Origin of the sequence: Pedobacter polysacchareus (genome assembly GCF_019802255.1) — a bacterium.
GTDB classification, from domain to species: Bacteria; Bacteroidota; Bacteroidia; order Sphingobacteriales; family Sphingobacteriaceae; genus Pedobacter; species Pedobacter polysacchareus.
Genome location: NZ_JAHYSS010000002.1, coordinates 291460 through 313563, shown reverse-complemented (window position 1 = coordinate 313563; position 22104 = coordinate 291460). Strand labels below are relative to the sequence as shown.

Annotated in this window: 21 protein-coding genes; 12 read left to right on the top strand and 9 right to left on the bottom strand. The window is 39.0% G+C overall.

What is annotated here, in order from left to right:
- Positions 1-122 precede the first annotated feature (122 nt).
- Positions 123-1043, top strand: a complete 921-nt coding sequence (locus K7X70_RS05205; protein WP_222536060.1) for a YihY/virulence factor BrkB family protein — start codon at positions 123-125, stop codon at positions 1041-1043.
- A gap of 5 nt (positions 1044-1048) precedes the next feature.
- Here K7X70_RS05205 and K7X70_RS05200 read toward each other — a convergent pair whose 3' ends face one another.
- Both K7X70_RS05200 and K7X70_RS05195 read right to left on the bottom strand, forming a co-directional pair.
- Positions 1049-1321, bottom strand: coding sequence for a hypothetical protein (locus K7X70_RS05200; RefSeq protein WP_222536059.1), 273 nt, complete (start codon positions 1319-1321; stop codon positions 1049-1051).
- Positions 1322-1429: 108 nt separating this feature from the next.
- Positions 1430-2020, bottom strand: a complete 591-nt coding sequence (locus K7X70_RS05195) for a porin family protein (RefSeq protein WP_062547151.1) — start codon at positions 2018-2020, stop codon at positions 1430-1432.
- A gap of 147 nt (positions 2021-2167) precedes the next feature.
- On the opposite strand from K7X70_RS05195, the gene K7X70_RS05190 reads away from it, so the two are divergent.
- Complete coding sequence (locus tag K7X70_RS05190) at positions 2168-3973, top strand: sensor histidine kinase (RefSeq protein WP_222536058.1); 1806 nt, start codon at positions 2168-2170, stop codon at positions 3971-3973.
- A 72-nt stretch (positions 3974-4045) separates the two neighbouring features.
- Here K7X70_RS05190 and K7X70_RS05185 read toward each other — a convergent pair whose 3' ends face one another.
- Positions 4046-4345: a hypothetical protein gene (locus tag K7X70_RS05185; RefSeq protein WP_222536057.1), complete on the bottom strand. Its 300-nt coding sequence runs from the start codon at positions 4343-4345 to the stop codon at positions 4046-4048.
- Positions 4346-4540: 195 nt separating this feature from the next.
- On the opposite strand from K7X70_RS05185, the gene K7X70_RS05180 reads away from it, so the two are divergent.
- Positions 4541-5689 carry a tetratricopeptide repeat protein gene (locus K7X70_RS05180; protein ID WP_222536056.1) on the top strand — a complete coding sequence of 383 codons (1149 nt, stop codon included), beginning with the start codon at positions 4541-4543 and terminating at the stop codon, positions 5687-5689.
- Here K7X70_RS05180 and K7X70_RS05175 read toward each other — a convergent pair.
- The 3 genes from K7X70_RS05175 to K7X70_RS05165 are packed head-to-tail and all read right to left on the bottom strand — an operon-like array spanning position 5678 to position 8819.
- Positions 5678-6277: a riboflavin synthase gene (locus K7X70_RS05175; RefSeq protein WP_222536055.1), complete on the bottom strand. Its 600-nt coding sequence runs from the start codon at positions 6275-6277 to the stop codon at positions 5678-5680. The genes K7X70_RS05180 and K7X70_RS05175 overlap by 12 nt on opposite strands.
- Before the next feature lie 3 nt (positions 6278-6280).
- Positions 6281-7768 carry an acetyl-CoA carboxylase biotin carboxylase subunit gene (gene accC / locus K7X70_RS05170; protein WP_222536054.1) on the bottom strand — a complete coding sequence of 496 codons (1488 nt, stop codon included), beginning with the start codon at positions 7766-7768 and terminating at the stop codon, positions 6281-6283.
- A 7-nt stretch (positions 7769-7775) separates the two neighbouring features.
- Complete coding sequence (locus K7X70_RS05165) at positions 7776-8819, bottom strand: threonine aldolase family protein (protein ID WP_255606921.1); 1044 nt, start codon at positions 8817-8819, stop codon at positions 7776-7778.
- A 458-nt stretch (positions 8820-9277) separates the two neighbouring features.
- Here K7X70_RS05165 and K7X70_RS05160 point away from each other — a divergent pair, with 458 nt between their 5' ends.
- Together K7X70_RS05160 and K7X70_RS05155 are read left to right on the top strand one after the other, a co-directional pair.
- Positions 9278-10135: a hypothetical protein gene (locus K7X70_RS05160; RefSeq protein WP_062547144.1), complete on the top strand. Its 858-nt coding sequence runs from the start codon at positions 9278-9280 to the stop codon at positions 10133-10135.
- A gap of 176 nt (positions 10136-10311) precedes the next feature.
- Positions 10312-13029: an outer membrane beta-barrel protein gene (locus tag K7X70_RS05155; protein WP_222536053.1), complete on the top strand. Its 2718-nt coding sequence runs from the start codon at positions 10312-10314 to the stop codon at positions 13027-13029.
- Between the two features lie 79 nt (positions 13030-13108).
- Here K7X70_RS05155 and K7X70_RS05150 read toward each other — a convergent pair whose 3' ends face one another.
- Positions 13109-13798, bottom strand: coding sequence for an NUDIX hydrolase (locus K7X70_RS05150; RefSeq protein ID WP_062547143.1), 690 nt, complete (start codon positions 13796-13798; stop codon positions 13109-13111).
- Positions 13799-14362: 564 nt separating this feature from the next.
- Between K7X70_RS05150 and pfkA the strand changes: the two genes are divergently transcribed.
- The 4 genes from pfkA to K7X70_RS05130 all read left to right on the top strand — a co-directional run bounded on the left by pfkA (position 14363) and on the right by K7X70_RS05130 (position 18249).
- Positions 14363-15349 carry a 6-phosphofructokinase gene (gene pfkA / locus K7X70_RS05145; RefSeq protein ID WP_222536052.1) on the top strand — a complete coding sequence of 329 codons (987 nt, stop codon included), beginning with the start codon at positions 14363-14365 and terminating at the stop codon, positions 15347-15349.
- Positions 15350-15351: 2 nt separating this feature from the next.
- Positions 15352-16194 carry a hypothetical protein gene (locus K7X70_RS05140; protein WP_222536051.1) on the top strand — a complete coding sequence of 281 codons (843 nt, stop codon included), beginning with the start codon at positions 15352-15354 and terminating at the stop codon, positions 16192-16194.
- A 4-nt stretch (positions 16195-16198) separates the two neighbouring features.
- Positions 16199-17200: a type I glyceraldehyde-3-phosphate dehydrogenase gene (gap, locus tag K7X70_RS05135; protein WP_062547140.1), complete on the top strand. Its 1002-nt coding sequence runs from the start codon at positions 16199-16201 to the stop codon at positions 17198-17200.
- Positions 17201-17451: 251 nt separating this feature from the next.
- Positions 17452-18249, top strand: coding sequence for a hypothetical protein (locus tag K7X70_RS05130; protein ID WP_222536050.1), 798 nt, complete (start codon positions 17452-17454; stop codon positions 18247-18249).
- A 2-nt stretch (positions 18250-18251) separates the two neighbouring features.
- Here the strand turns inward: K7X70_RS05130 and K7X70_RS05125 are convergent, their stop codons facing one another.
- Positions 18252-18488, bottom strand: a complete 237-nt coding sequence (locus tag K7X70_RS05125) for a hypothetical protein (protein ID WP_222536049.1) — start codon at positions 18486-18488, stop codon at positions 18252-18254.
- Positions 18489-18672: 184 nt separating this feature from the next.
- On the opposite strand from K7X70_RS05125, the gene K7X70_RS05120 reads away from it, so the two are divergent.
- Together K7X70_RS05120 and K7X70_RS05115 are read left to right on the top strand one after the other, a co-directional pair.
- Positions 18673-19875: a DUF763 domain-containing protein gene (locus K7X70_RS05120; RefSeq protein WP_222536048.1), complete on the top strand. Its 1203-nt coding sequence runs from the start codon at positions 18673-18675 to the stop codon at positions 19873-19875.
- Positions 19876-20018: 143 nt separating this feature from the next.
- Complete coding sequence (locus K7X70_RS05115; RefSeq protein WP_222536047.1) at positions 20019-20642, top strand: phosphatase PAP2-related protein; 624 nt, start codon at positions 20019-20021, stop codon at positions 20640-20642.
- A 73-nt stretch (positions 20643-20715) separates the two neighbouring features.
- On the opposite strand, the gene K7X70_RS05110 is transcribed toward K7X70_RS05115, so the two are convergent.
- Positions 20716-21507, bottom strand: coding sequence for an EndoS/ChiA family endoglycosidase (locus K7X70_RS05110; protein ID WP_222536046.1), 792 nt, complete (start codon positions 21505-21507; stop codon positions 20716-20718).
- 249 nt (positions 21508-21756) lie between these two features.
- On the opposite strand from K7X70_RS05110, the gene K7X70_RS05105 reads away from it, so the two are divergent.
- Positions 21757-22104: a hypothetical protein gene (locus tag K7X70_RS05105; protein WP_222536045.1), complete on the top strand. Its 348-nt coding sequence runs from the start codon at positions 21757-21759 to the stop codon at positions 22102-22104.

Below are 22104 nucleotides of genomic sequence, written 5' to 3'. Positions count from 1 at the left end.
AACTGAGATTATTATTCATAAAACGAAAGCCAGTCTGGAAACAGTACTGGCTTTTTTACAGGATAGCAGGCAATGATTTAAGAAAAAATAGTTAATTTCGGCCTAAAGGCAACCTGCGGGGAATGGAAATTAACATCATCGGAAGCATCTCATTATTCTTTACACGCTTTAGTGCGGCATTTAAATTATTCCAAAAGAATGATCCACTGCGACTTGCCGGCGCTACTGCTTTCTTTGCAAACTTTGCCTTACCTCCTATTTTGATCATCTTAATCCGCTTGTTTGGATTTTTCACGGACAGGAAAACGCTGGCCAATACTTTGTTTGAGCGTTTAGGCACCGTCTTGGACGACAGCAGTACCACTCAAATTAAACAGGTACTGCGAAACATCAGAGGTGTAGACCACCAATGGTATGCAACCGTTTTGAGTTTTATCTTTTTCTTATTTGTAGCGACCACCCTTTTTGCAGTCATCAAAAACTCTATGGATCAGATCTGGTCTATTGGGATAAAAGAAAAAATGGGGTTCTACTTCAAGATGAAGCTTCGGGCGCGATCATTTGTGATCATTTTACTGGCTGGACTGTTATTTTTTGTCGGGATCCTGACAGACAGTATGCAGGCCATCATCGGGACTTATGTGAACAATGCTGCCCCAACTTTTGGAAGATTTTTCCTATTGTTTTTAAACCAGATCTTATTTATTATCATTGTGACGACTTGGTTTTCGGTCTTATTTAAGTACTTAACCAATGGCCGTCCGCGATGGAAAAATGCGATCCATGGCGGAATCCTTACGGGGATTCTGTTTACCATTGGAAAGTCTATTCTTAGAATTATGCTGCCGCTTAGTGGCATTGGCAACATCTATGGCACTTCAGGATCTATTGTTCTGATTATGCTGTTTGTTTTCTATTCCTCCTTCATTTTTTACTTCGGAGCTTGTTATGTAAAAGTGCTGAGTGACGACAAAAACCGTCCTATACGCCCAATTAAGGGTGCATTCAACTACGAAATTAAAGAGGTAATTAAGGATAACTAGGCACTTTATACCGCGGAAATTTTCTCAAATCCCTGCATTTCAAAAACAGCCAATTTATTCAGCAGGTTGTAATGGAGGGTTCCAAATAAGTTGACAATGCCTTCTTTGTTTTTACCTTCAATACAAATGCTTTCTTTAACAATGTCTTTGTGTCGCAAAATCTGGTCAGACAAGATCACGTCTTCATCCTGAATTTTGACATCATCAGCTTCAATAGAGAATTGTTTCAGCAGCTCTGAGAAGCCTTTTCCATTCAATAATAATTCTTTGATATTCATGGTCTTCTTATTTAAGTTAGGGAGAATCATAATATCAATTTTAGCGCCAAAAAAAAGGGCAAAACCCTAAAGTTCAGCCCTTTTCAACAATTGTTGAAAAATTGTATTTTAGAACAAACGGTAAGCTAGTCCTAGTGTGAATAAGCCTAGTTTTTTTGCATTACTGTAATCGTCTTTGCCAATTTTGGACAATCCTTGTTCATATCTTAAGTCGATGCCTAATTTACTGACATCCAGTCCTGCACCAAACTGCCATGCAAAGTTCTGATCTTTAAAGTTTCCTTTGAACACCTGAGTAGTAGCGTCTTTAATCGATTGATCTTTGCTCAATACAAAAGAAACCACTGGTCCAGTGTTTAAACGAATCCCCACTCCAGCTGCGCCGATTTTTGTACCTACTAATACCGGAATATCTAAACTTGTAAAATCTACTTTATTCTCAAAGCCATTGGCATCTTTTAAAGTGGTGTTTTTACCTGAAATATACATCTCTGGCTGTAAATGAATTCCAGCTGCGCCAATGCGCGCCCAAATACCACCATAATATCCTGCTCTGTTTTCACTTTTAAAAGTACCTTCTGTGCTGAACTTGGTCATATTGACACCACCTTTTAATCCGAATTGAAAGCTAGGTAAGATCTGACTAAACGCCATCATGCTCGAACAGATGAATAACGCAGATAAGATTATTTTTTTCATAATGTAATGTTAGGTTGATTTTATACTGATATGTAAAACTAAGAATATTTTTAATTCATCAGTATATTACGTAATTTTATATTTACAATCGCCAGTTTGAAATCGTGTTAGAATTCAAAAGTGGATCCCTTATCATCACCTATTTAGATGGATTTTACATTTAATGCGTACTCTTATTTTTTGATCTTTTTTGGGGCGGTCACGCTTTTCTTATCTTGGTATGCTTACCGCAAAGACCATGGCGCAGTGCGACTTTTTGGTCTCGTCATGCTGTCTTATGCCATCTGGTCTTTAGGATATGGTTTTGAACTCGCGACCAGCGATTTAAAGACAGCAAAATTTTTCATAGACATTGAATATATCGGCATTACTACAGTTCCACTTTACTGGCTGCTGTTCTGCTTGAAACTATCCGGAAAAGAGTACTGGTATAAGCGAACTCTGAACTTGTCTTTATTGGTCAGTGTTACTTCAATTACCACGCTTCTGGTTTGGACCAATGACCTTCATCACCTGCATTATAAAAATTATTTCATGGACACCAGCGGTCCATTTCCTACGGTGTCCATAGAACCTGGCATCTCGTATAAAATATTTACCGCTTACTTTTATTCGTTACTGGCCATTGGCAGTTACCTACTGATTGCCGCATTTCGCAAGGCTGATCCCATCTATAAACGACAAAATTACAGCATTATCATTGCTGCGCTCATCCCCTGGGTGACTAATATCGCCTATGTTTTTGGCTTCCGCCCTGTCCAAAACCTAGACCTTACCCCTTTTGCTTTTGCAGGAACCATCGCTTTTGTGGCACTCGCTGCTTACCGGTATAAACTTTTTGATGTACTGCCTGTGGCCAGAGAAAAGGTGCTGGACTTGATACAAGATGGCTTTGTAGTGATTGATAAACAGTACAGAATTATTGATTATAATCAGGCTTTAAGAAAATACCTTGAGGAACCTAACAGCAAAAAAATCATCGGTTCCACTATTGAATCCCTGTTTCCAGAACAGGATAATTTCTTTGAATTTTTAAGGAAACACCAATCGGGAAAAGTGGAACTCAGCGTGGAAAGCCCATTGGGTGTCCATGACCTGGAAGCCGATATTATTTACCTGGACGACAATCAGCTGAGCAATGTAGCTACCGTGATTAAATTTCAGGACCTGACCCATTTTAAACAGGAGGCCGCCCGCTCTCAGCAGCAAACCGAAGAGCTTAAAAAACTAAATCAGCTAAAGGACCGAATTTTTTCCATCATTGCACATGACCTTCGTGGCCCATTGGTGAATCTTTCCGAAGTACTCAAAATGATTTCTAATGATCAGATTACGATTGAGGAGTTTAAAATGTTATCACCGACCTTAAACAAGGACATTTTATATACCACAGAATTGCTGGAAAATATTTTACACTGGTCCAGAAGCCAATTAAAAGGATACGGACTCAATAAAGAGTATTTCGATTTGAGGAGCATGATCATCAATGAAGTAAATTACCATTTACCTTCTGCGGAATCAAAAAATGTGAAGATTATACAGGATGTATTTCCAGGAATCATGGTATATGCAGATATGCTGATGATTCAGATTGTGGTGCGCAATTTACTGAGTAATGCTATAAAATTCTGTTACGAGGGCTGTGAGATCGATATTTCCTCCGTTTATACAAAAGGTCAGATGATGCTGACGATTCATGATAATGGGGTCGGTATCAAAGAAGAAACTGTGAAAAAGTTATTTAGCGGAGAGAACATGTCTACGCGAGGGACTTTAAATGAAAAAGGAACAGGACTCGGATTGGTGGTATGCAGGGAATTTATGGAGCGTAATGATGGGACTATTAGCGTGGAAAGTGAATTGGGTGTAGGAACGCGATTCAATTTATTCATCCCCGTTGCCCCGCCAAAAGATGATTTGAGCAATAAACAAATAAAAAAGCCGATGCATTAATCCCTGCATCAGCTTTTTTCTCAGGTTCATCTGGATGATGGTAGTTATCCATTCACCTATTATGATGTTTCTTTAATGGCCAGTAGCCTCGTCAATGGTTTGCTGCTCTTTTAGCGCTTCCACATTGTTTTTATTTCCAAAATTCTCAGTTTTGTCACCAAAATAAGCCAGGATTCCTACGATGGTTTCAAGATTGTCTGAAACCCGCTGGTGCATGTCTGGAAGATCTTTATCCAGCCTTTTATCCCCCAATTCAATATTATCTACTTCAATCTTTCCTATCTTCTGGATAATCGCTTGTTGTGAATGCTGTAAATCAACCAACTCCCTGACTATCTTCTCCATTAATTCAAACTTCTTTAATGTATCCATGTTTTTTTGATTTAGTTTAACCTGTTATTGATATGTTGATAGAACCAATTACCTTGCCAAGATGTTTTCATTTTCTCCATTTGGACCAGATTATCAGGTTCAAATTTGGAATACTGAAATCAAACTAATAACTTAGTTTATTGAAACGAAATTGTTCCCCGAGCAATCATCCTATAAAATCAATCTATACGTTAAATGAAAAGATTCCTCCTTTCCCTCTTGATATTGAGCTGTACCGTTATTGTAAATGCACAAACCAACCCTGTTTTAGATAAAGAGAAATTATTGGATTTTTTTCAATCACAACGGTACCTGGATGCTGCTCAATACCTGCAAAGTATTTATAAGGAGGATATAAATGACCCAAAAGCGATTTCACAATTGGCTTATGCCTATTTAATGGCAGGAAAACTTCCGGAAGCAGAAAAAAACTACCTAAAGCTTTATGCAGAAAAGCCCGATGATATTCCAGGTTTATTTAACCTGGCCAATATCAATTTAAGAAGGGGCAATAACAGCAAGGCGAAGGAATATATCAGCCATATCATTACCCTGGACAGCAATAATTTCAATGCTTACAAGCAGATCGGACGTATAGAAAAAGAGCAGGGAGATCTGATCCCTATGATTGACCATTATAAAAAGGCCAATCAACTGAATCCGGAAGATGCTGATGTCGCTTATGAGTTAAGTGAACTTTACTTCAAGATGAACTATTTTGAGAAGGCATTAAGTGTGCTGGAGCCCGCATTAGCTGCCGACAGCAGCAATCTACAGTTGCTAAAGATGAAAATGCCGGCAACAATTGCTGCTAAAAAGTATAAGGAGGCCATTCAGACCGGTGAGAAATTAATGAGTTATGGAGACAGTTCCAGCTTCGTACTGAATAATATTGCGAAGAGCTATTTCTTATTGCTGAATTATCAAAAAGCGCTGAATTACTTTCTAATGGTCAACAGTAAAAGCGAAGATGCGGAAGGACTTTTGTACAACATTTCCTTGAGTTACCGCGGAATTAAGGACCACAAGAACGCCGTTAAGTATCTGGAAAAAACGGTGAAAGCCGCCATTTCCCCTAAAACATCCAGTTATTATGGTTTATTGGGAGACTCTTATGAGAGTCTTGATAAAAACGATCAGGCCATCACTACTTATAAGCGGGGATTGTTATTTGAGAACAATGGCAGTTTATATTATAACATTGCATTGGTTTATGAAACCAAGCTAAATGACAAGAAAAATGCCATTAGTTATTACCAGCAATACCTGAAAACGATAAATACTGCTGAGCAGCCCAAGCTGATCGTTTTTATAAAGAATAAGATTGAAGAACTAAAGCGATAATGAGGTACGGCCAACCAAACGGGCTACATACTTACCGATAATGTCGAACTCAAGGTTTACGGTAGTTCCAACTTCCACCTGATGAAGGTTGGTATGCTCGAAAGTATAAGGAATGATAAAAACAGAAAACTCATCATCTGCTGAGCCTACGACAGTTAAACTGATTCCGTTTACACTAACAGAGCCTTTTTCTACGGTCACATTTCCATTTTGTGCGTCATATTTAAAGCGATACTCCCAACTGCCATCTAATTCTTCTCTTTTTACACAAATGGCGGTCTGGTCTACATGACCTTGTACAATATGTCCGTCCAGGCGTCCGTTCATCTGCATACAGCGTTCCAGATTCACTTTACTACCAACTTTTAAATGAGCCAGATTGCTCTTTTCCAGGGTTTCCTGAATGGCCGTTACGGTATGTGCATCTTCTGTTAAAGCCACTACCGTTAAGCATACCCCATTGTGGGACACGCTTTGATCAATCTTTAATTCGTTACTCAATTGCGATTGAACGGTAAAATGAAGATTAGTACCTTCTTCTTTAATCGCTGTGATCTCTCCTAATGTTTCAATAATTCCTGTAAACATCTGCTAATTATATTTTGTACGGTTTCTTTTCCAATTGCTGATTTGCTGTTCCTGAGATTCAGCAATCAATACATCTGGTTTCTTTTTATAAGTTATTGCAGCTATGACTGCTGCCATTAGCGCTTCATTTTCGTCACTCAGCTTCATCCGGTCCGGGCTAAAATATTTGCTTACGAAATGTGTGTTGAAATTCCCTGATCTAAAGGCTTCATGCTGCATTACAAATTTACCAAAACCCAACGTAGTTTTTATCCCGGTAATGTGATATTCGTCAATAGCCCTGATCATTCTTTCCATCGCTTCCTCGCGGTTCTGACCATAAGTAATCAATTTGGCGATCATCGGATCATAATAAATAGGGATTTCCATGCCTTGTTCAAAGCCATCATCTACACGTACCCCATTTCCTTTTGGCGTTTGATAAACTTCAAGTATGCCTATATCAGGCAAAAAGTTGTTCTCTGGATCTTCCGCATACACCCTCAATTCAATCGCATGACCATGAATTTTCAGGTCTTCCTGCGCATAGGAAAGTGCTTCGCCACGGGCTATTTTAATCTGCTCTTTGACCAGGTCCAGTCCAGTGATCAATTCCGTTACCGGATGTTCTACCTGAAGTCGGGTATTCATCTCTAAAAAGAAGAAATCAAGGTTTTCATCCAGAATAAACTCCACAGTACCGGCCCCTACATAGTTTACGGATCTGGCCACATCAACGGCACATTTGCCCATTTTTGCTCTGATTTCTTCTGTAAGCACGCTGGAAGGCGCTTCTTCTATCACCTTTTGATGCCTGCGCTGTACAGAACATTCGCGTTCAAAAAGGTGTACAATATTGCCATGAGTATCTCCCAGGACCTGTATTTCAATATGTCTGGGCGAAGACACGTAACGTTCTATAAATACAGCACCATCGCCGAAAGCAGAAGTTGCTTCGCTCACAGCCAAGTGCATTTGTTCTTCAAAATCGCTGACCTTTTCTACCACGCGCATTCCTTTTCCACCACCACCGGCAGCTGCTTTGATCAGGATTGGAAAACCTACTGCTACCGCTCTTGATTTGGCTTCTTCAATATCCGTGATGGCCTCTTCTGTTCCTGGAACCATCGGGATCTGGTATTTCAATGCTGCCGCTTTTGCAGAAAGCTTATTTCCCATGATTTCCATTGCTTCCGGTGTTGGGCCGATTAAAATCAGGCCAGCAGCCTTCACTAGCCTTGCAAAACTGGCATTTTCAGACAAGAAACCATAGCCAGGATGGATCGCATCTGCGCCCGTTATCTGACAAGCTTCAATAATTTTTTCCCCAAGCAGATAACTTTGATTTGATGCTGCCGGCCCGATACAGATGGCCTCATCGGCATAGCGCACATGAAGTGCTGTTCTATCGGCTTCCGAATAAACGGCTACCGTTTTAATTCCCATTTCACGTGCAGAACGCATGATACGCAATGCTATCTCGCCCCTATTGGCTATCAAAATTTTCTTCATGTAAAGGTTATTTATGGGCAGAAGGATGTAAATTTAAAATGGTTTCTATGGCGCGGTCGATCATCTCAGACGAAATGTCGAGGTGTGTCACCATGCGGACTGTTGTAGGTCCGAAGGTATTGCAGGCGATGCCTTTCTCGGCCAAAAGATGGACAATATTTTCTGCTTTAAATCCTGCTGCGACTTCAAAAATCACAATATTTGTTTCCACGGGCATCACAGATACCACGTAATTGACCTGCTTTAATGCTGCAGATAGAGACTTAGCATGATCATGATCGATAGACAGCCTTTGCACATGGTGATCCAGGGCGTAAATTCCAGCCGCAGCCAGGAACCCCGCTTGTCTCATCCCTCCCCCAAATGCTTTACGGATTTTCACCGCTTTTCTAATCATCTCTTTGCTGCCCAACAAAACAGAGCCTACAGGGGCACCGAGTCCTTTGGAAAGACAGACAGAAATGCCATCGAAATATTGTCCGTAGTGTTTTGGGGAATTGCCGGTAGCGATCAGGGCATTAAATATTCTGGCACCATCAAGGTGTAATTTCAGCCCTTTAATGTTACATAAGGTATGAATCGGCTCGATCTGGGCCAAATGATAACAAGCTCCTCCTCCTTTATTAACGGTATTTTCCAATACCACCAGGCTTGAATTGGGATAATGAATATTGTCATCATTGATTTCTGGCTCTATCATTTCCGGGGTAACGATACCGCGCGGCCCATTCAGCAACCTGACAGAGGCCATAGAATGGTAGGCAATTCCGCCACCTTCATACCGATATACATGCGCAGTCTGATCGCAAATGACCTCATCCATGGGTTGGGTAAAACATTTGATGGCGATCTGATTCGTCATTGTTCCCGAAGGGCAAAACAATCCGGCTTCCATATTAAACATCGCGGCCAGCTTCGTTTCCAGCTGATGAACGGTTTCGTCTTCTCCGAAAACATCGTCGCCAACCTTCGCTGTCATCATGGCTTCCAGCATGCCTGCCGTTGGTTTGGTCACAGTATCGCTTCTCAAATCAATCTTTATTCCTATCATTTTATGTTATCAGCTTGTCTACAAATATTATCTTTTTAAATGTCGTTAAAAAGAGGTGCAGTACAAAATCCAGGGAGCTAACGAGATAATTACATTAAATCAAGAATATGTATCTTTTATTAAAAAAGATCTTTTAACGCCACTAAAACGTTTATTAACCTTGTAATGGAGGTTTTTTAAATTTAAAAAATGTCCTTTTCCCCCAATTAAAATGTCAATTCCCGTAAATGCTTGATTTTAAATTTGGATTTCAAAATAACAAGTGTATTTTAGGCTTAGTGTTTTTTTAACAATATGGTAACTTTAAATCAATAAATAAAACGAGCAAAAACGTCCTTATTTGTACAATAGAGGCGGAAAATTATTTAAAATCTTAAACCAAAGAATTAAATTTATGAAAAAAAACCCTACAAAAGTGTTAGGATTATTTACTTTTATCCCGAAAAAAACAAATTAAGATGATAGTTATTGCAGATGGTGGTTCAACCAAAACCAATTGGTGTTTAATTAATGAAGCAGGCAGAAAAATTCTATTTAATACAGAGGGATACAATCCATACTTTTCAGATACCGCATATATTGTTGGTTCGTTAAGAAAATCTCTTCCGGATCATTTAGAAACTGATAAACTTACCGAAGTAAATTACTATGGTGCAGGTTGTTCAACAGATGCCAAGCGCAAAATTGTAGCAGATGCGATGCAGCAGGTTTTTCCTAACGCAAAGATCAACATAGGACACGATTTATTGGCTTCATGCCGTGCTTTACTAGGTGATGAGCCTGGTTTTGCAGCGATACTAGGCACAGGTACAAACTCTTGTTTGTATGACGGTAAAGACATTACCATGAACATTGATTCTCTAGGTTATTTCCTTGGAGATGAAGGTAGTGGATGTTATATCGGAAAAAGAATTCTTAGTGATTACATGAAAGGTTATATGCCTAAAGGTTTAAGAGAAAGTTTCTATGATAACTTTGCCTTAACGAATGAGGACATTTTTGACCATATTTATAATAAACCACTTCCGAATCGTTTTTGCGCTGGTTTCAGCAAGTTCTTATATGACTATAAAGACAATTACGAAGATTATACCTTCTCTACAGTAGATTTCGCATTTACAGCCTTCTTTGAGAATTTGGTGATTCATTATCCAAATTACAAGGAATATACGTTAAACTGTGTTGGATCTGTAGGTTATAGCTTCAGAGATATTTTAAGCCAGGTGGCCGATAGATATGAAATGGGCGTTGGTAAAGTGATCCGTTCTCCTATAGATGATTTAGTGGATTACCACATGAATACAGTGAACAAATAATCACATATTCCTATAAAGCAAAAGAGGGTGCCTGAATCAGGTACCCTCTTTTTTTATGGCTCATAAATGTTTTAACATAATTTAACTAGACATAGTTACGAAAATACAGTATACTTGAATAACCAATCTATTTTCCTAAAAAGAAAACAGACAAACCACCATACAACACGCTCTTCATGTTTAAAGTTTTAGCTCCTCTCCTGCTATTTTTAATAGCATCCAATACCTACGCACAAAATAAAGCCGCCATAAAAGGTTCTTTAGCTGATTCCAGCAGTAATGCTCCTATAGAATTTGCTACTATTGCTGTGGTCAATTCAAAAGACACCACTTTAATTTCTTATACCTTATCTGATAAAAAGGGAGGGTTTAATTTATCGGGTATTCCCGTAGACCGCCCTACAAAACTGATTATTTCTTATGTGGGTTACCCTACACATAGACAGCATCTGCAATTAAAAGGCGGTGAGCTTAAAGATTTTGGTCTACTGCTGCTGAGCAGTACACACCTGAAAGAAGTCATCATTCAGGGAGAAAGATCACCAGTACTGATCAAAAAAGACACGATAGAGTTCAATACTGAAGCTTTTAAGACCAGGCCAAATGCCGTAGTAGAAGAGCTGCTAAGGAAATTACCTGGGGTGCAGGTCAATAGCAATGGTTCTATTCTGGTGAATGGAAAGAAGATCAGCAAGCTGCTGATTGACGGTAAAGAGTTTTTTGGAAATGATCCATTGGTGGCTACCAGAAATCTGGATGCCGACCTGCTCGACAAAATTCAGGTGTATGATGACCGGGAAAATGACCCTTCCCATAAACTCAATGCCTCGGAGCTCTCAAAGGTCATCAACCTGAAATTAAAAAGTAAAATCAAAAAAAGTACCATAGGCAAAATTCAGGCTGGAGCTGGCAGCAGAGATCGTTATGAAGTAGGAGGCATCCTGAGTAATTTCAGAGATACTTTACAGGTAAGTCTCATTGGCTTATCGAATAACTTGAATAAAACCGGCTTTTCTCAGGACGATTTATATTCGATGGGAGGTTTCGACCGATCTGGGGGCTCAGAATTTTATGACGGCACCTTTGGCGGACAAAGCTGGGGTGGCCATATGGAAAAGGTAAGCAGCGGAGGCTTAAACATCAATAACAATTATGGCGAGAAACTAAAAAGCAATCTGACCTATTTTTATACCAATACCCGAACTACAGCTAGTTCAACCAATTTTAATGAGCAAACATTGGCAGAAACCATACTCAGTTCTTCTTCCAGGTCAGAAAATCGGAACAACAAGAATAAACATGCAATATCAGGTTTAATTGAATGGGCGCCTGATACTTTAAACCGTTTTCGGTATCGACCAACACTTAACCTAGGCAGCGAGTATCAGCAAAGTTCAGGCATGAACAGCAGCTTCAACACCTTACATCCAAAACTTTCTGAATCTAATAGTGCAAACACGAATAAGTCAGACGACCGTGGCTTTTCTCACACTGCTTCCTACTTCAGACGGTTTAAAAAGGAAGGCGAATCCATAAACATTCAGCATTTCTTAAATTTGAATAGAAAATCTGCTGACAATTATTCTCTGATGGATTTAAAGTCCTATGTGGAAACGATTAAATCGGAACTTTTAGATCGGCTGGAAGACAACAATAACCGCTCAAATGATGCGGCTATCAGTATAGATTATAGTTACCCCTTTAGTAAGTCTCTGGAACTGGAGCTCAAGGCTGGGGCTAATTATGTCAATTCTACAGAAAAGGTCTCCAATTACGACAAAAATCCAGTGGATGGTTTATACAACATCTTCCTGTCTGAGCAGAGCAGCGAACTGACCAGAAATACCTGGACACAAAAACTAATGCCGCAACTTTCTTATCGCTTCTCAAAAGAATACAACATCAGAGTCGGCATGAATGCCACCTTACAAAGTCTGCAAAACAAATTTAACAAAGCCATTCCCGATCAATACTTAAAATACTTTAACATATTTCCAATGGTATCCTTTCAAGGTCCAGGTTTTTCCATCTACTATAAGGAACAAATCGAACAGCCTAACATCGCTCAGATGCAGCCCATCACCAGAACGTACACACAGCTCCGCAAATACATTGGGAATCCTGAACTGAAGCCTAAATACAATCGTGAGTTTACTGGAAACTTCTACAAATACAATAATGAAAAGCAGATCAATTTTAATACCTATGCAGGATTAACATTCACTGACAACAATACCATTGAAAAAAATACGATAGATGCCAATGGAACGACAACTACCACCCCTATTAACAAAGATGGCGGAGTATCCGGTTATATGGGTGCAAATTTTGGCAAGCAGTTTAAAAAGTCTCAGGACTGGCAATTTGGATTAGAAAGCTATTTTTCCCTCCATGTCACTAAAAGTGCTTTTTTTCTAAACCAGGATGAAGGCATACAATACAATTACTATGCAAACGCCAGTCAGAGTTTCAACTTCAATTATCAATCTTTATTTACCATTAGCACGAAATACGATTTCAGACAATCCATCACAACCTATAAAAAAGTAGACTTTAAAAATATCAATACGCCCTCACATAATATTGGGGCGGAACTGACTTTAAGATGGCCTCAAAGAATCATCATTGATGGTAAATACAACTTTAACTATAATCCAAATCTCAGCGAAGGTTTCTCAAAAAGCGCCAACATTCTGAACCTTGCGGTCAGTGTCCAGATGTTCAAAAAAGACCGCGGACAACTAAAACTATCGGTATTCGATGTATTAAACCAGCGTATTTCTGTTTATCGCTATGCAAGTGAGAATTCAGTAAGTACTTCTGAACAGCAGATTCTCAGAAGGTATTTCCTGGCTACTTATCAGTATAAGATTGCCATTCATAAAGGGAAATAAACCGGAGCTAAAAAAACGGCCATCGTATTTAAATACGGTGGCCGTTTTTTTAAAGGCAGGAAATTGATCGCATCTGAGACTAAAAAGAGATCTCTTTGCCAAATAATTTGGCGTATTTACGCTTGTCAAATTTATACAAGGTTGCTGCCCTAAAGCTTACTCCCTTTTGTTTCTCTTCCAGATCTTTCAGTACGCCGAAGCTCAGCATTTTCTTTCTAAAGTTTCTTTTATCCAGTTTTTTACTCAAGATAATTTCATAAACATTCTGCAGCTGTGTGAGGGTAAATTTCTCAGGTAACAGCTCAAAAGCAATGGGCTGATGCTTGATTCTTCTTTTAATTTTCTCCAGCCCTTTATCGAAGATCTGCTGATGATCAAATGCCAGCTTTGGCAAGTTCTGCACATTGATCCAATGGGCCTGTTTGGCATAATTGCTCAATGGTTTCAAGGCTTTATCACCTCCTAACCTCAAGAGCGCATAATAGGCAATACTGACTACCCTTCCTTGTGGATGTCGGTTCACATCCCCAAAGGTGTAATATTGTTCCATATACACGTCACCCAAACCGGTTAGCTCATGCAAAATACGGGAGGCCGACTGGTCTAAACTTTCGTCTTCTCCAACTATATTTCCTGGCAATGCCCACCAGTCTTTAAATGGTTCCTCGTTTCTTTCAATCAAAAGAATTTTCAATTCTCCTTCATCAAATCCGAACAGCACACAATCAATCGAGAAAGTGGAATTAAACTTTGGTAAGACTTCTTTCAAAATATCTAATTTTATTTATCAAACTTATTTTTCAATCTGCCTTGAATTCAATTAAGGCGTTAATTTCTGTAGATTATTTATCTTTTCTATTCGTTTCCCTTACACCCGGTTCTGTACTTCTCATCTCCTCCACTCGGGTTTAATCTATAAAGTTCTTAAATAATATCTCGTTTTAACAAGATTAACAGGATTTAAGTTAAAAACAAAATGAAAAGTATAATTATAAAAATAATGTTGCAAAAGAATCTGCCAGGAAATGAGGTTATGAATCGGATTTTTCAGTCGTGTTTTCTATATTGCATGCGCTAATCCTTCGGATGCAGGGATGATGAATCTTGTTTATAAAGATTAGATGCTGATTTTTGTAGAAATGTTGGCCTGGAATCTTATTTTTCCTGGCGCCACTAAATCATTACAGCAACAAATACCTTTGATCAACCTATAAAAAATATTAAATTTTTAAACATTGAGGCAAAAAAATACACTTGCATCCTAATTACATAGGAAAATAAAAAATAAATTACTTAGTGTAAAAAATACACGCTATATTCGTAATCACAAATCATGAAACCAAATATTAAAAATATCGCCGTATTGACATCTGGAGGAGACGCTCCAGGGATGAACGCCTGCATTAGAGCAGTAGTACGTACCGGCATATACAATGGAATCAACATGTTTGGGGTTTTGCAGGGCTATCAGGGCTTGATCAACAACAACATCAAGCCAATGGACGCAAGATCCGTTAGTAACATTATACACTTAGGTGGTACCATTTTAAAAACAGCGCGTTGTCTGGAGTTTAAGACTGAAGCAGGAATGCAGCTGGCTTTTGAAAACTTAAAAGCACGTGATATTGACGGCTTGGTAGTGATTGGAGGTGATGGTACATTTACAGGCGCACAGCTTTTTGGAAAGAAGTTCGGAATTCGTGTAATTGGAATTCCAGGCACGATCGACAATGATTTATACGGCTCAGATTTCACTTTAGGATACGATACGGCAATAAATACCGTTATTGAAGCAATAGATAAAATCAGAGATACTGCCGATTCCCATGACCGTTTATTCTTTATTGAAGTAATGGGCAGAGATTCGGGATGCATTGCCTTGAGAAGTGCGATCGCCAGTGGCGCAGAAGCAGTACTCCTACCGGAAAAAGAAACCCATCTGGATGAACTGATCTCACAATTGGCAATTGGCGCATCTACCAAGAAATCTTCTAGCATTGTAATTGTATCAGAAGGCCATAAAGCCGGTGGTGCTTATGATGTTGCGAAAAAAGTGAAAGAGAGTTTTAACCATTATGACACGAAAGTTACGATATTAGGCCACCTGCAACGTGGAGGCAGCCCAAGTAGTTTCGACCGAATTTTAGGCAGTCGTTTAGGCTTTGCAGCTGTGAATGAATTATTGAAAGGAAGTACCATGCAGATGGTTGGATTACGTGGAAATGATATAAAGACGACAAGTATAGACGAAGCGCTAACCAGGCACACTTTTAAATTGGAAAGCGACCTGTTAGAAATGACTAAGGTTTTATCCATTTAATTATGATAGCCGTAGTTTACAGTGGATCTAAAACAGCGTACTGGAAAATTGCACAAGATGGAAAAACCATTGCTGAATGCAATATGCCAGGAATTAACCCCTGTTTTAATGACCAGAAGTCTATACTTCAGTTCTTAAATAAAAAAACGATTCTGGTGAATCACGCAGAAAGCATTAAGAAAATTTATGTTTTTGCTGCTGGTGCTTCCTCAGAAGAAAGAAGAAATGAATTAGCGGAAACGCTTGGAATGTTCTTTAGATACAGTAAAATAACGGTTAAAGACGACCTGTATGGTGCAGCGATCTCTGCCTGTTACAATAACCCTGGAATTGTAGGTTTATTGGGAAGCGGAGCAAATTGCGCGTATTATGACGGAAAGAAACCGGAGAAGAACAACTTTGGACTGGGATATATCCTGGGAGATGAAGGTTCGGCAAACTACCTTGGAAAAACACTGTTAAAGTGTTTTGTTCAGGATAAACTGCCAAAAGACCTGCATAAAAAGTTTGAACTGAAGTATAACCTGGACAGGCCTCAAATCCTGGAACGCGTATACAAACGTCCTCTGGCTCAGCAGTTTCTAAGTTCTTTTTTCGACTTCTTTTTAGAAAACAGAAACGATAAATTTTTGTTAGGAATAATAGAGAAAGGATTTGAAAGTTATTTTAACACTTATTTGTTACCAACATTGAAATTACATCCCGGTAAAGAAATACATTTTGTAGGACTTGTGGCCGGAAACTTTCAGGAAGAGCTGCGGGCAACTGCAAAAAAGCATGGACTGGAAATAACATCGATTACTAAAGAACCGATATATAATTTACTAAACTACTATTCAAATTAACAAAATGAGCAAAATTGGAATAAACGGCTTTGGCCGTATCGGCAGACTGGTTTTTAGAGCTGCTTTAAAAAGAGGATTAGATATTGTTGCAATCAATGATTTAGTTGAGCCGGATTACATGGCTTATATGTTAAAATACGATACTACACACGGTCGTTTTGATGGTACTATTGAAGTAGTAAACGGACACCTTGTAGTAAATGGAAAAACAATCCGTATCACTGCGGAAAGAGATCCAGCAAACTTAAAATGGGATGAAGTAGGTGTAGAAACAGTAATTGAGTCTACAGGTTTATTCTTAACTCAAGTTGACGCTGAAAAACATATTCAAGCTGGTGCTAAAAGAGTAGTACTTTCTGCTCCTGCAAAAGATGATTCGATCCCTACTTACGTAATGGGTGTAAATCATGAGTTATTAACTGCTGATCAAACTGTAGTTTCTAACGCTTCTTGTACGACCAACTGTTTAGCGCCAATCGCTAAAGTATTAAACGACAACTTCGGTATCGTTGAAGGCTTAATGAGCACAGTACACGCAGTAACTGCAACACAAAAAACAGTTGATGGTCCTTCAGCGAAGGACTGGAGAGGTGGACGTGGAGGTTTCTCTAACATTATCCCTTCTGGAACTGGTGCAGCAAAAGCAGTAGCAAAAGTAATTCCTGCTTTAAAAGGAAAATTAACAGGTATGGCTTTCCGTGTACCGGTAGCTGACGTATCTGTTGTTGATTTAACAGTTCGTCTGGAAAAAGCAGCAACTTATGAAGAAATTAAAGCAGCCATGAAAGCAGCCTCAGAAGGTTACTTGAAAGGTGTGCTAGGATATACAGAAGATGAAGTAGTTTCTTCTGACTTTATAGGAGATGATCATGCGTCAATTTTCGATGCAAATGCAGGTATTGCATTAAATGACAACTTCGTGAAAGTGGTTTCTTGGTATGATAACGAATGGGGCTATTCTAATGCATTAGCTAAATTCGTAGAATACTACGGAAATTTAAAGTAAAACCCGTTCATACAGGTTTATATTTGGTTAGAAAAGGGATGTGTCTGGATGGAACATCCCTTTCTTTATTTAATCAAATTACTTACAGTTATAGGTCGAGTTGATCGCATAGCTTTTACCGTCACTGCCAATTGCAGTAGCCAAAATAACATTCGAGTTCATTCGTCTAAGTAAAGTTTACTGTTTAGCAATAATTCCCTTTCTTTTATATATTTGTGTATAAACAGACCACAATTACTTTCCGTTCAATTATGAAAAAATGCCTGCTTGCCCTTACACTGATCACACTGATCTTTGGCTGTAGTAAAGAAGAAGAAAAGATAAAAAACTACGTGCCTAGAGTTTTAACAAAAAACGAAGCCTTTAATCAATATTCAGAACAAAAGGCCGATTCGATTACCATCTATAAACTCAACAAACCAGAACAGGAAGAGTGGTTGTCAGTAAAATTCAGAGATAGCACGGTGAGTATACAAACAGCTCCTTCAGACCCTAAAAAATCAACGCAACACTTCACATTTGCAGAATTCATTAATACACAGAAAACGAGCTTACTTGTGCAAACTGCAGATGCAACTGCATTGGCAGCACCAGTTTATATCATTTCCTTAAAAGATGGGAAATTGGAAGTGGTCAGTTTAGAGCGTCCAACCAAACCTGGACCTGGAGAAAAATCTGGTTTAGGCATCAATAGACTTGGCCGGACAGGGCATCTGATCAATAATGATTTCTTCATCACCGGTGTGACTGCAAAAGCCTACATATTAAAAAGACAAGATCCTGAGCAAAGAATTGCCGGAAAATTCCTGATGCTGTCTCCAGACAGACAAACTATTGTTTTTGCAACACCAAAAGAATTATATCAGGTAAATTTTGTCACTGATGAAACCTTATCACAAGCTTTCCCAGGTGATTTACCTTCAGAAGTACCGGCAATCTACAGTTGGGTGCAAAACAACTTCAGTTTTCAAAAGAATAAACAAGGCGTTTCCTTTTTGAAAAAAAATGATAACGATAGAATTGTTGACATCAGCGAATTCAAGAAATAAGTTTATACGTTAAATTCGTCCAGGGAGTAAGGAAGTTCTTCGCAAAAGAAACCATTATTCATCAAAATATGTTTCACTACTGCAACCGCGGGAATAGCACTTACTACCCTTAAAATTTTGTCTACATCGTCAAAAGCTAAAGACCAATTTTTTTCTCCGAATAAAGTATTCATCACAGGTCTAATCGAAGTCAGATCTTTTTGATCCTGTACCGAGGTTTTAAAAATCATTATGTTCATCTTTTTTTAGTTTAGTGATTAGGAATTAGCTATTCCAAAAATGCAGTATTCTATGCAGCTAGGAAAGCAGCGAGAGTCAAAGCCAATAAAAAGTCCGACGAACAGCGGAAAATTATCGGTAAACTATACTGAACCCATTAATTTCTGATTTAACTACGGTTTATTTTTACTAATTTTGTTAGTAATGAAAGCATCAGGAACGGCAGATTTACCTTTACATTATGGCTACGTCCCCAGCTGGCTATCCGAACGGATGACCCGTCTTGGTTTAGCCATTACAGAAGCCATCATTGCCGAATATGGTACTGCCGAAGTATTGCGCCGATTAAGCGATCCCTTTTGGTTTCAAAGTCTCGGTGCGGTGATGGGAATGGACTGGCACTCTTCGGGGATCACGACTTCCGTGATGGGCGCTTTAAAAGCCGCGATCAATCCTCATGGTAAAGAATTAGGCCTTTATATTTGCGGTGGGAAGGGAAAAAGATCAAAACACACTCCTGCAGAATTATTGAATATTGCCCAGCAGACTGGCTTAGATGGAAATCATCTGGTAAGGTGCAGCAAGCTTAGTGCAAAAGTAGACAATACGGCCATTCAAGATGGCTTTCAGCTGTATACCCATAATTTCATCCTGAATAAAGAGGGCTTGTGGACTGTTATTCAGCAAGGAATGCGAAATGACAGCGGCACTGCAAGAAGGTATCACTGGCATTCCTCCAGCCTCCGTTCTTTCGTAGAAGAGCCGCATACTGGCGTCTGCGGTATCCACCAAGGTGAAATTATGAACCTTGTTGACAAAGCCGCTTCCCCTGCACAGCAAGCGATGCTGGCCATGACCAGGGAACATCCGGATCGTATGATCACGGAAATCAAAAAACTCATCATGCCTAACCATCATGAAATGAAAGCGAAGGATGTTGACCTTAAACGCCTGGGTGCCATGTTGTGGCTCACGCAAGAAAATCAACCTACTGATTTTGAGGCACTCCTACTATTGAAAGGTATGGGCCCAAGAACCTTGCAATCGCTAGCACTGGTGAGTGAGGTTATCTATGGTACACCTTCTCGTTTTACAGATCCTGCTCGTTTTTCATTTGCGCATGGCGGAAAAGATGGGCATCCCTTCCCTGTGCCCATAAACATTTACGATGAAACTATAGAAGTATTGAGCAAAGCCGTTCAGCAGGCAAAAATAGGACATTCAGACAAACAACAGGCCATTCATCAATTGAGCATTATTTCTCGAAACGTAGAAAAAGACTTTGTTCCCAATGACAATTTTGAAGCATTAATTGAAAAAGAGAGAAGAGATTCCTGGAAATATGGAGGGAAAACAATTTTTGGAGATGCTAAACCAATCAAATCGCAGCAACTCAGCTTATTTTAAGCTAAAAACCTACAAATTACCTGTTTAAACATCTTATTTATTTATAGAAATAACCATGATTTCTTAACTTGGCTATTCATTTATAATAGATTAATTCCGTTATTTGTTTTGTTTATTTTAAAATATACCAACAGCACACATTAATGCAGTTTAAACAATTCTCCTGGCAAATTGCCTGGGATTACCCGCCATTCAGACTTAAGTTTATCCTGGGGATCTCTATTCTTGCCCTGATCCTTCTTTTCATCCCTCATTTTTTCGCTTTTGTGGAGAATAGAGAGAAAGGATTTGTATTAAACGACTGGGTATTGGCACAAATCCCTGCAATTGATGTCTCTTGGTGGATTTTTATTATCCTTTACGGCATGTCAGTGTTTTTCATTGTCCGTATGTCAAGAAATACCTCCATTTGCCTGACTGCACTATGGTCGTATATATTTCTGTGTACTGCCAGGATCATTACCATTTCCATTGTCCCATTGCATCCGCCAAAAGATATTATCGATTTAATAGATCCATGTTCTGTTCTATTTTATCGTGGTAATATCATTACCAAGGATCTTTTCTTCTCCGGTCATACTGCTACTGTTTTTTTAGGTGCTTTATGCCTTGAAAATAAGCGAGAAAAAACCATTGCTTTCATTGCTGCCGGAATTATTGGCGTATTGCTATTGGTTCAGCATGTACATTATACAGCCGATGTAATTGCTGCGCCTTTCTTTAGCTGGATTTGCTGGTATTTTGGAAAATCCATAGAAAAGTTATAACGCTATTTTAAACAAAAAAGCGGAAACAATATAAATAATTGCCTCCGCCAGAAGTTTTGAGAGCTCCTATATTTTAATTTCTTTGTACAGTTGATTTAAGTGCTTCTATCAGCTGTCTGGTATAATTAAAGTCCTGATCAATATTGATGTTAAAAAGCATCATCCCCCCTTTTAAGCCATTATCAGGTTGCCATTGAGAAAGCTGAATCGCATCTGTTAAAGAATTGGGCTGGTGATGCCCTGGCTGCACACCAATCAATAACTTTTTAACACCTACCAATCCGGCATATAATTCAAACTGATGAATCATTGTTTCTACGTCCCAGAGATAGCCAGCCAGAGATACGTAATCAAAACAGGCATTGCAGCGCTTTAACAATTGCTCATCAGCATAATATTGGTAGGTAACATAACTCATGGTTTTACCTGTTCCAGAACGTGGCCCAAAGTATTTGGCCAGTTCCATAATCACTTTTATAAAAGTATCATTAGGAACATCACCACCCATTTCCGGATCTATATCAATTCCATCCAGCCCCCAGGTATTGACTACCAATTCATAAATACTGGCGGCAATTTTTTTGGGATCAGCGATGGTATTCCATGAAATTTTTGGATGAACAGCACTCGCAATGGAAGTCAGGACCCTAACTCCTCTTTGCTGCTGCACCCGGACACCTGAAAGGATATTTTCCCAGCTCATTCCATTACTTGTCAGGTATAAATTCTGCAATGTTTTTTCAACATCCAGACTAAGGCTAAACAAATTGATCACATCAATCCCTTCCGGGAGCGTTTCAATAATCATCTTTTGATTCGCATAACCCAACCAGTAGGCAATAAACAAAGGGTCTGGAACTTTCATAAATAAATCGGTCGTTTAATGTACTGGTTCAATACAGATAAAGATCCGGAAATGGTTTAGCGTACAAATGCGCTAGATTACCCGAATGGAAAAACAGGTATTTATACCTGTTTTAATAACGAAACCGTAACAAATATAAATTAGCTGTAAATAATTGATGAGCTTAACAAGGAATGTTTTATTTTAGATTAAGGATTTAAAACCAAAAGTTCTAAAAAAGACCGGTAAACCAAAAAATTAAAACAACTCATGGAAAAACACAACAAAAGTATGTATGAAATTCCTTTAGCTGAAGCTAAAGAACTGACTGCTGCCTGGACGGCACAAGGAAATCTAATCAAAGCTTTTCTGGTTGATGCACAGGAATTGAAAGACATGCTTGAGGAAGATGGCGTTAAATACATCAGAATGTATTTTGGCTGGGATAACTCAATGGAAGAAGGAAGACAGCAGAGAATGATCATGGTTCCTGTTGATATTTACGGACAAGATATGGTGAACAAGGGTGTTGGAGAAAACCTTGAGGGTCCTGTAGATAGCAATGTGTTCGATTTTACAATGCCTTGTCCACCTACCTGCTCACCTGATCCATTATAA

Excerpts from the sequence above, each read along its gene's own strand:
- K7X70_RS05205 (WP_222536060.1), top strand. The coding sequence starts at position 123 with ATGGAAATTAACATCATCGGAAGCATCTCATTATTCTTTACACGCTTT.
- K7X70_RS05200 (WP_222536059.1), bottom strand. The coding sequence starts at position 1,321 with ATGAATATCAAAGAATTATTATTGAATGGAAAAGGCTTCTCAGAGCTG.
- K7X70_RS05195 (WP_062547151.1), bottom strand. The coding sequence starts at position 2,020 with ATGAAAAAAATAATCTTATCTGCGTTATTCATCTGTTCGAGCATGATG.
- K7X70_RS05190 (WP_222536058.1), top strand. The coding sequence starts at position 2,168 with ATGGATTTTACATTTAATGCGTACTCTTATTTTTTGATCTTTTTTGGG.
- K7X70_RS05185 (WP_222536057.1), bottom strand. The coding sequence starts at position 4,345 with ATGGATACATTAAAGAAGTTTGAATTAATGGAGAAGATAGTCAGGGAG.
- K7X70_RS05180 (WP_222536056.1), top strand. The coding sequence starts at position 4,541 with ATGAAAAGATTCCTCCTTTCCCTCTTGATATTGAGCTGTACCGTTATT.
- K7X70_RS05175 (WP_222536055.1), bottom strand. The coding sequence starts at position 6,277 with ATGTTTACAGGAATTATTGAAACATTAGGAGAGATCACAGCGATTAAA.
- accC (WP_222536054.1), bottom strand. The coding sequence starts at position 7,768 with ATGAAGAAAATTTTGATAGCCAATAGGGGCGAGATAGCATTGCGTATC.
- K7X70_RS05165 (WP_255606921.1), bottom strand. The coding sequence starts at position 8,819 with ATGATAGGAATAAAGATTGATTTGAGAAGCGATACTGTGACCAAACCA.
- K7X70_RS05160 (WP_062547144.1), top strand. The coding sequence starts at position 9,278 with ATGATAGTTATTGCAGATGGTGGTTCAACCAAAACCAATTGGTGTTTA.
- K7X70_RS05155 (WP_222536053.1), top strand. The coding sequence starts at position 10,312 with ATGTTTAAAGTTTTAGCTCCTCTCCTGCTATTTTTAATAGCATCCAAT.
- pfkA (WP_222536052.1), top strand. The coding sequence starts at position 14,363 with ATGAAACCAAATATTAAAAATATCGCCGTATTGACATCTGGAGGAGAC.
- K7X70_RS05140 (WP_222536051.1), top strand. The coding sequence starts at position 15,352 with ATGATAGCCGTAGTTTACAGTGGATCTAAAACAGCGTACTGGAAAATT.
- gap (WP_062547140.1), top strand. The coding sequence starts at position 16,199 with ATGAGCAAAATTGGAATAAACGGCTTTGGCCGTATCGGCAGACTGGTT.
- K7X70_RS05130 (WP_222536050.1), top strand. The coding sequence starts at position 17,452 with ATGAAAAAATGCCTGCTTGCCCTTACACTGATCACACTGATCTTTGGC.
- K7X70_RS05125 (WP_222536049.1), bottom strand. The coding sequence starts at position 18,488 with ATGAACATAATGATTTTTAAAACCTCGGTACAGGATCAAAAAGATCTG.
- K7X70_RS05120 (WP_222536048.1), top strand. The coding sequence starts at position 18,673 with ATGAAAGCATCAGGAACGGCAGATTTACCTTTACATTATGGCTACGTC.
- K7X70_RS05115 (WP_222536047.1), top strand. The coding sequence starts at position 20,019 with ATGCAGTTTAAACAATTCTCCTGGCAAATTGCCTGGGATTACCCGCCA.
- K7X70_RS05110 (WP_222536046.1), bottom strand. The coding sequence starts at position 21,507 with ATGAAAGTTCCAGACCCTTTGTTTATTGCCTACTGGTTGGGTTATGCG.
- K7X70_RS05105 (WP_222536045.1), top strand. The coding sequence starts at position 21,757 with ATGGAAAAACACAACAAAAGTATGTATGAAATTCCTTTAGCTGAAGCT.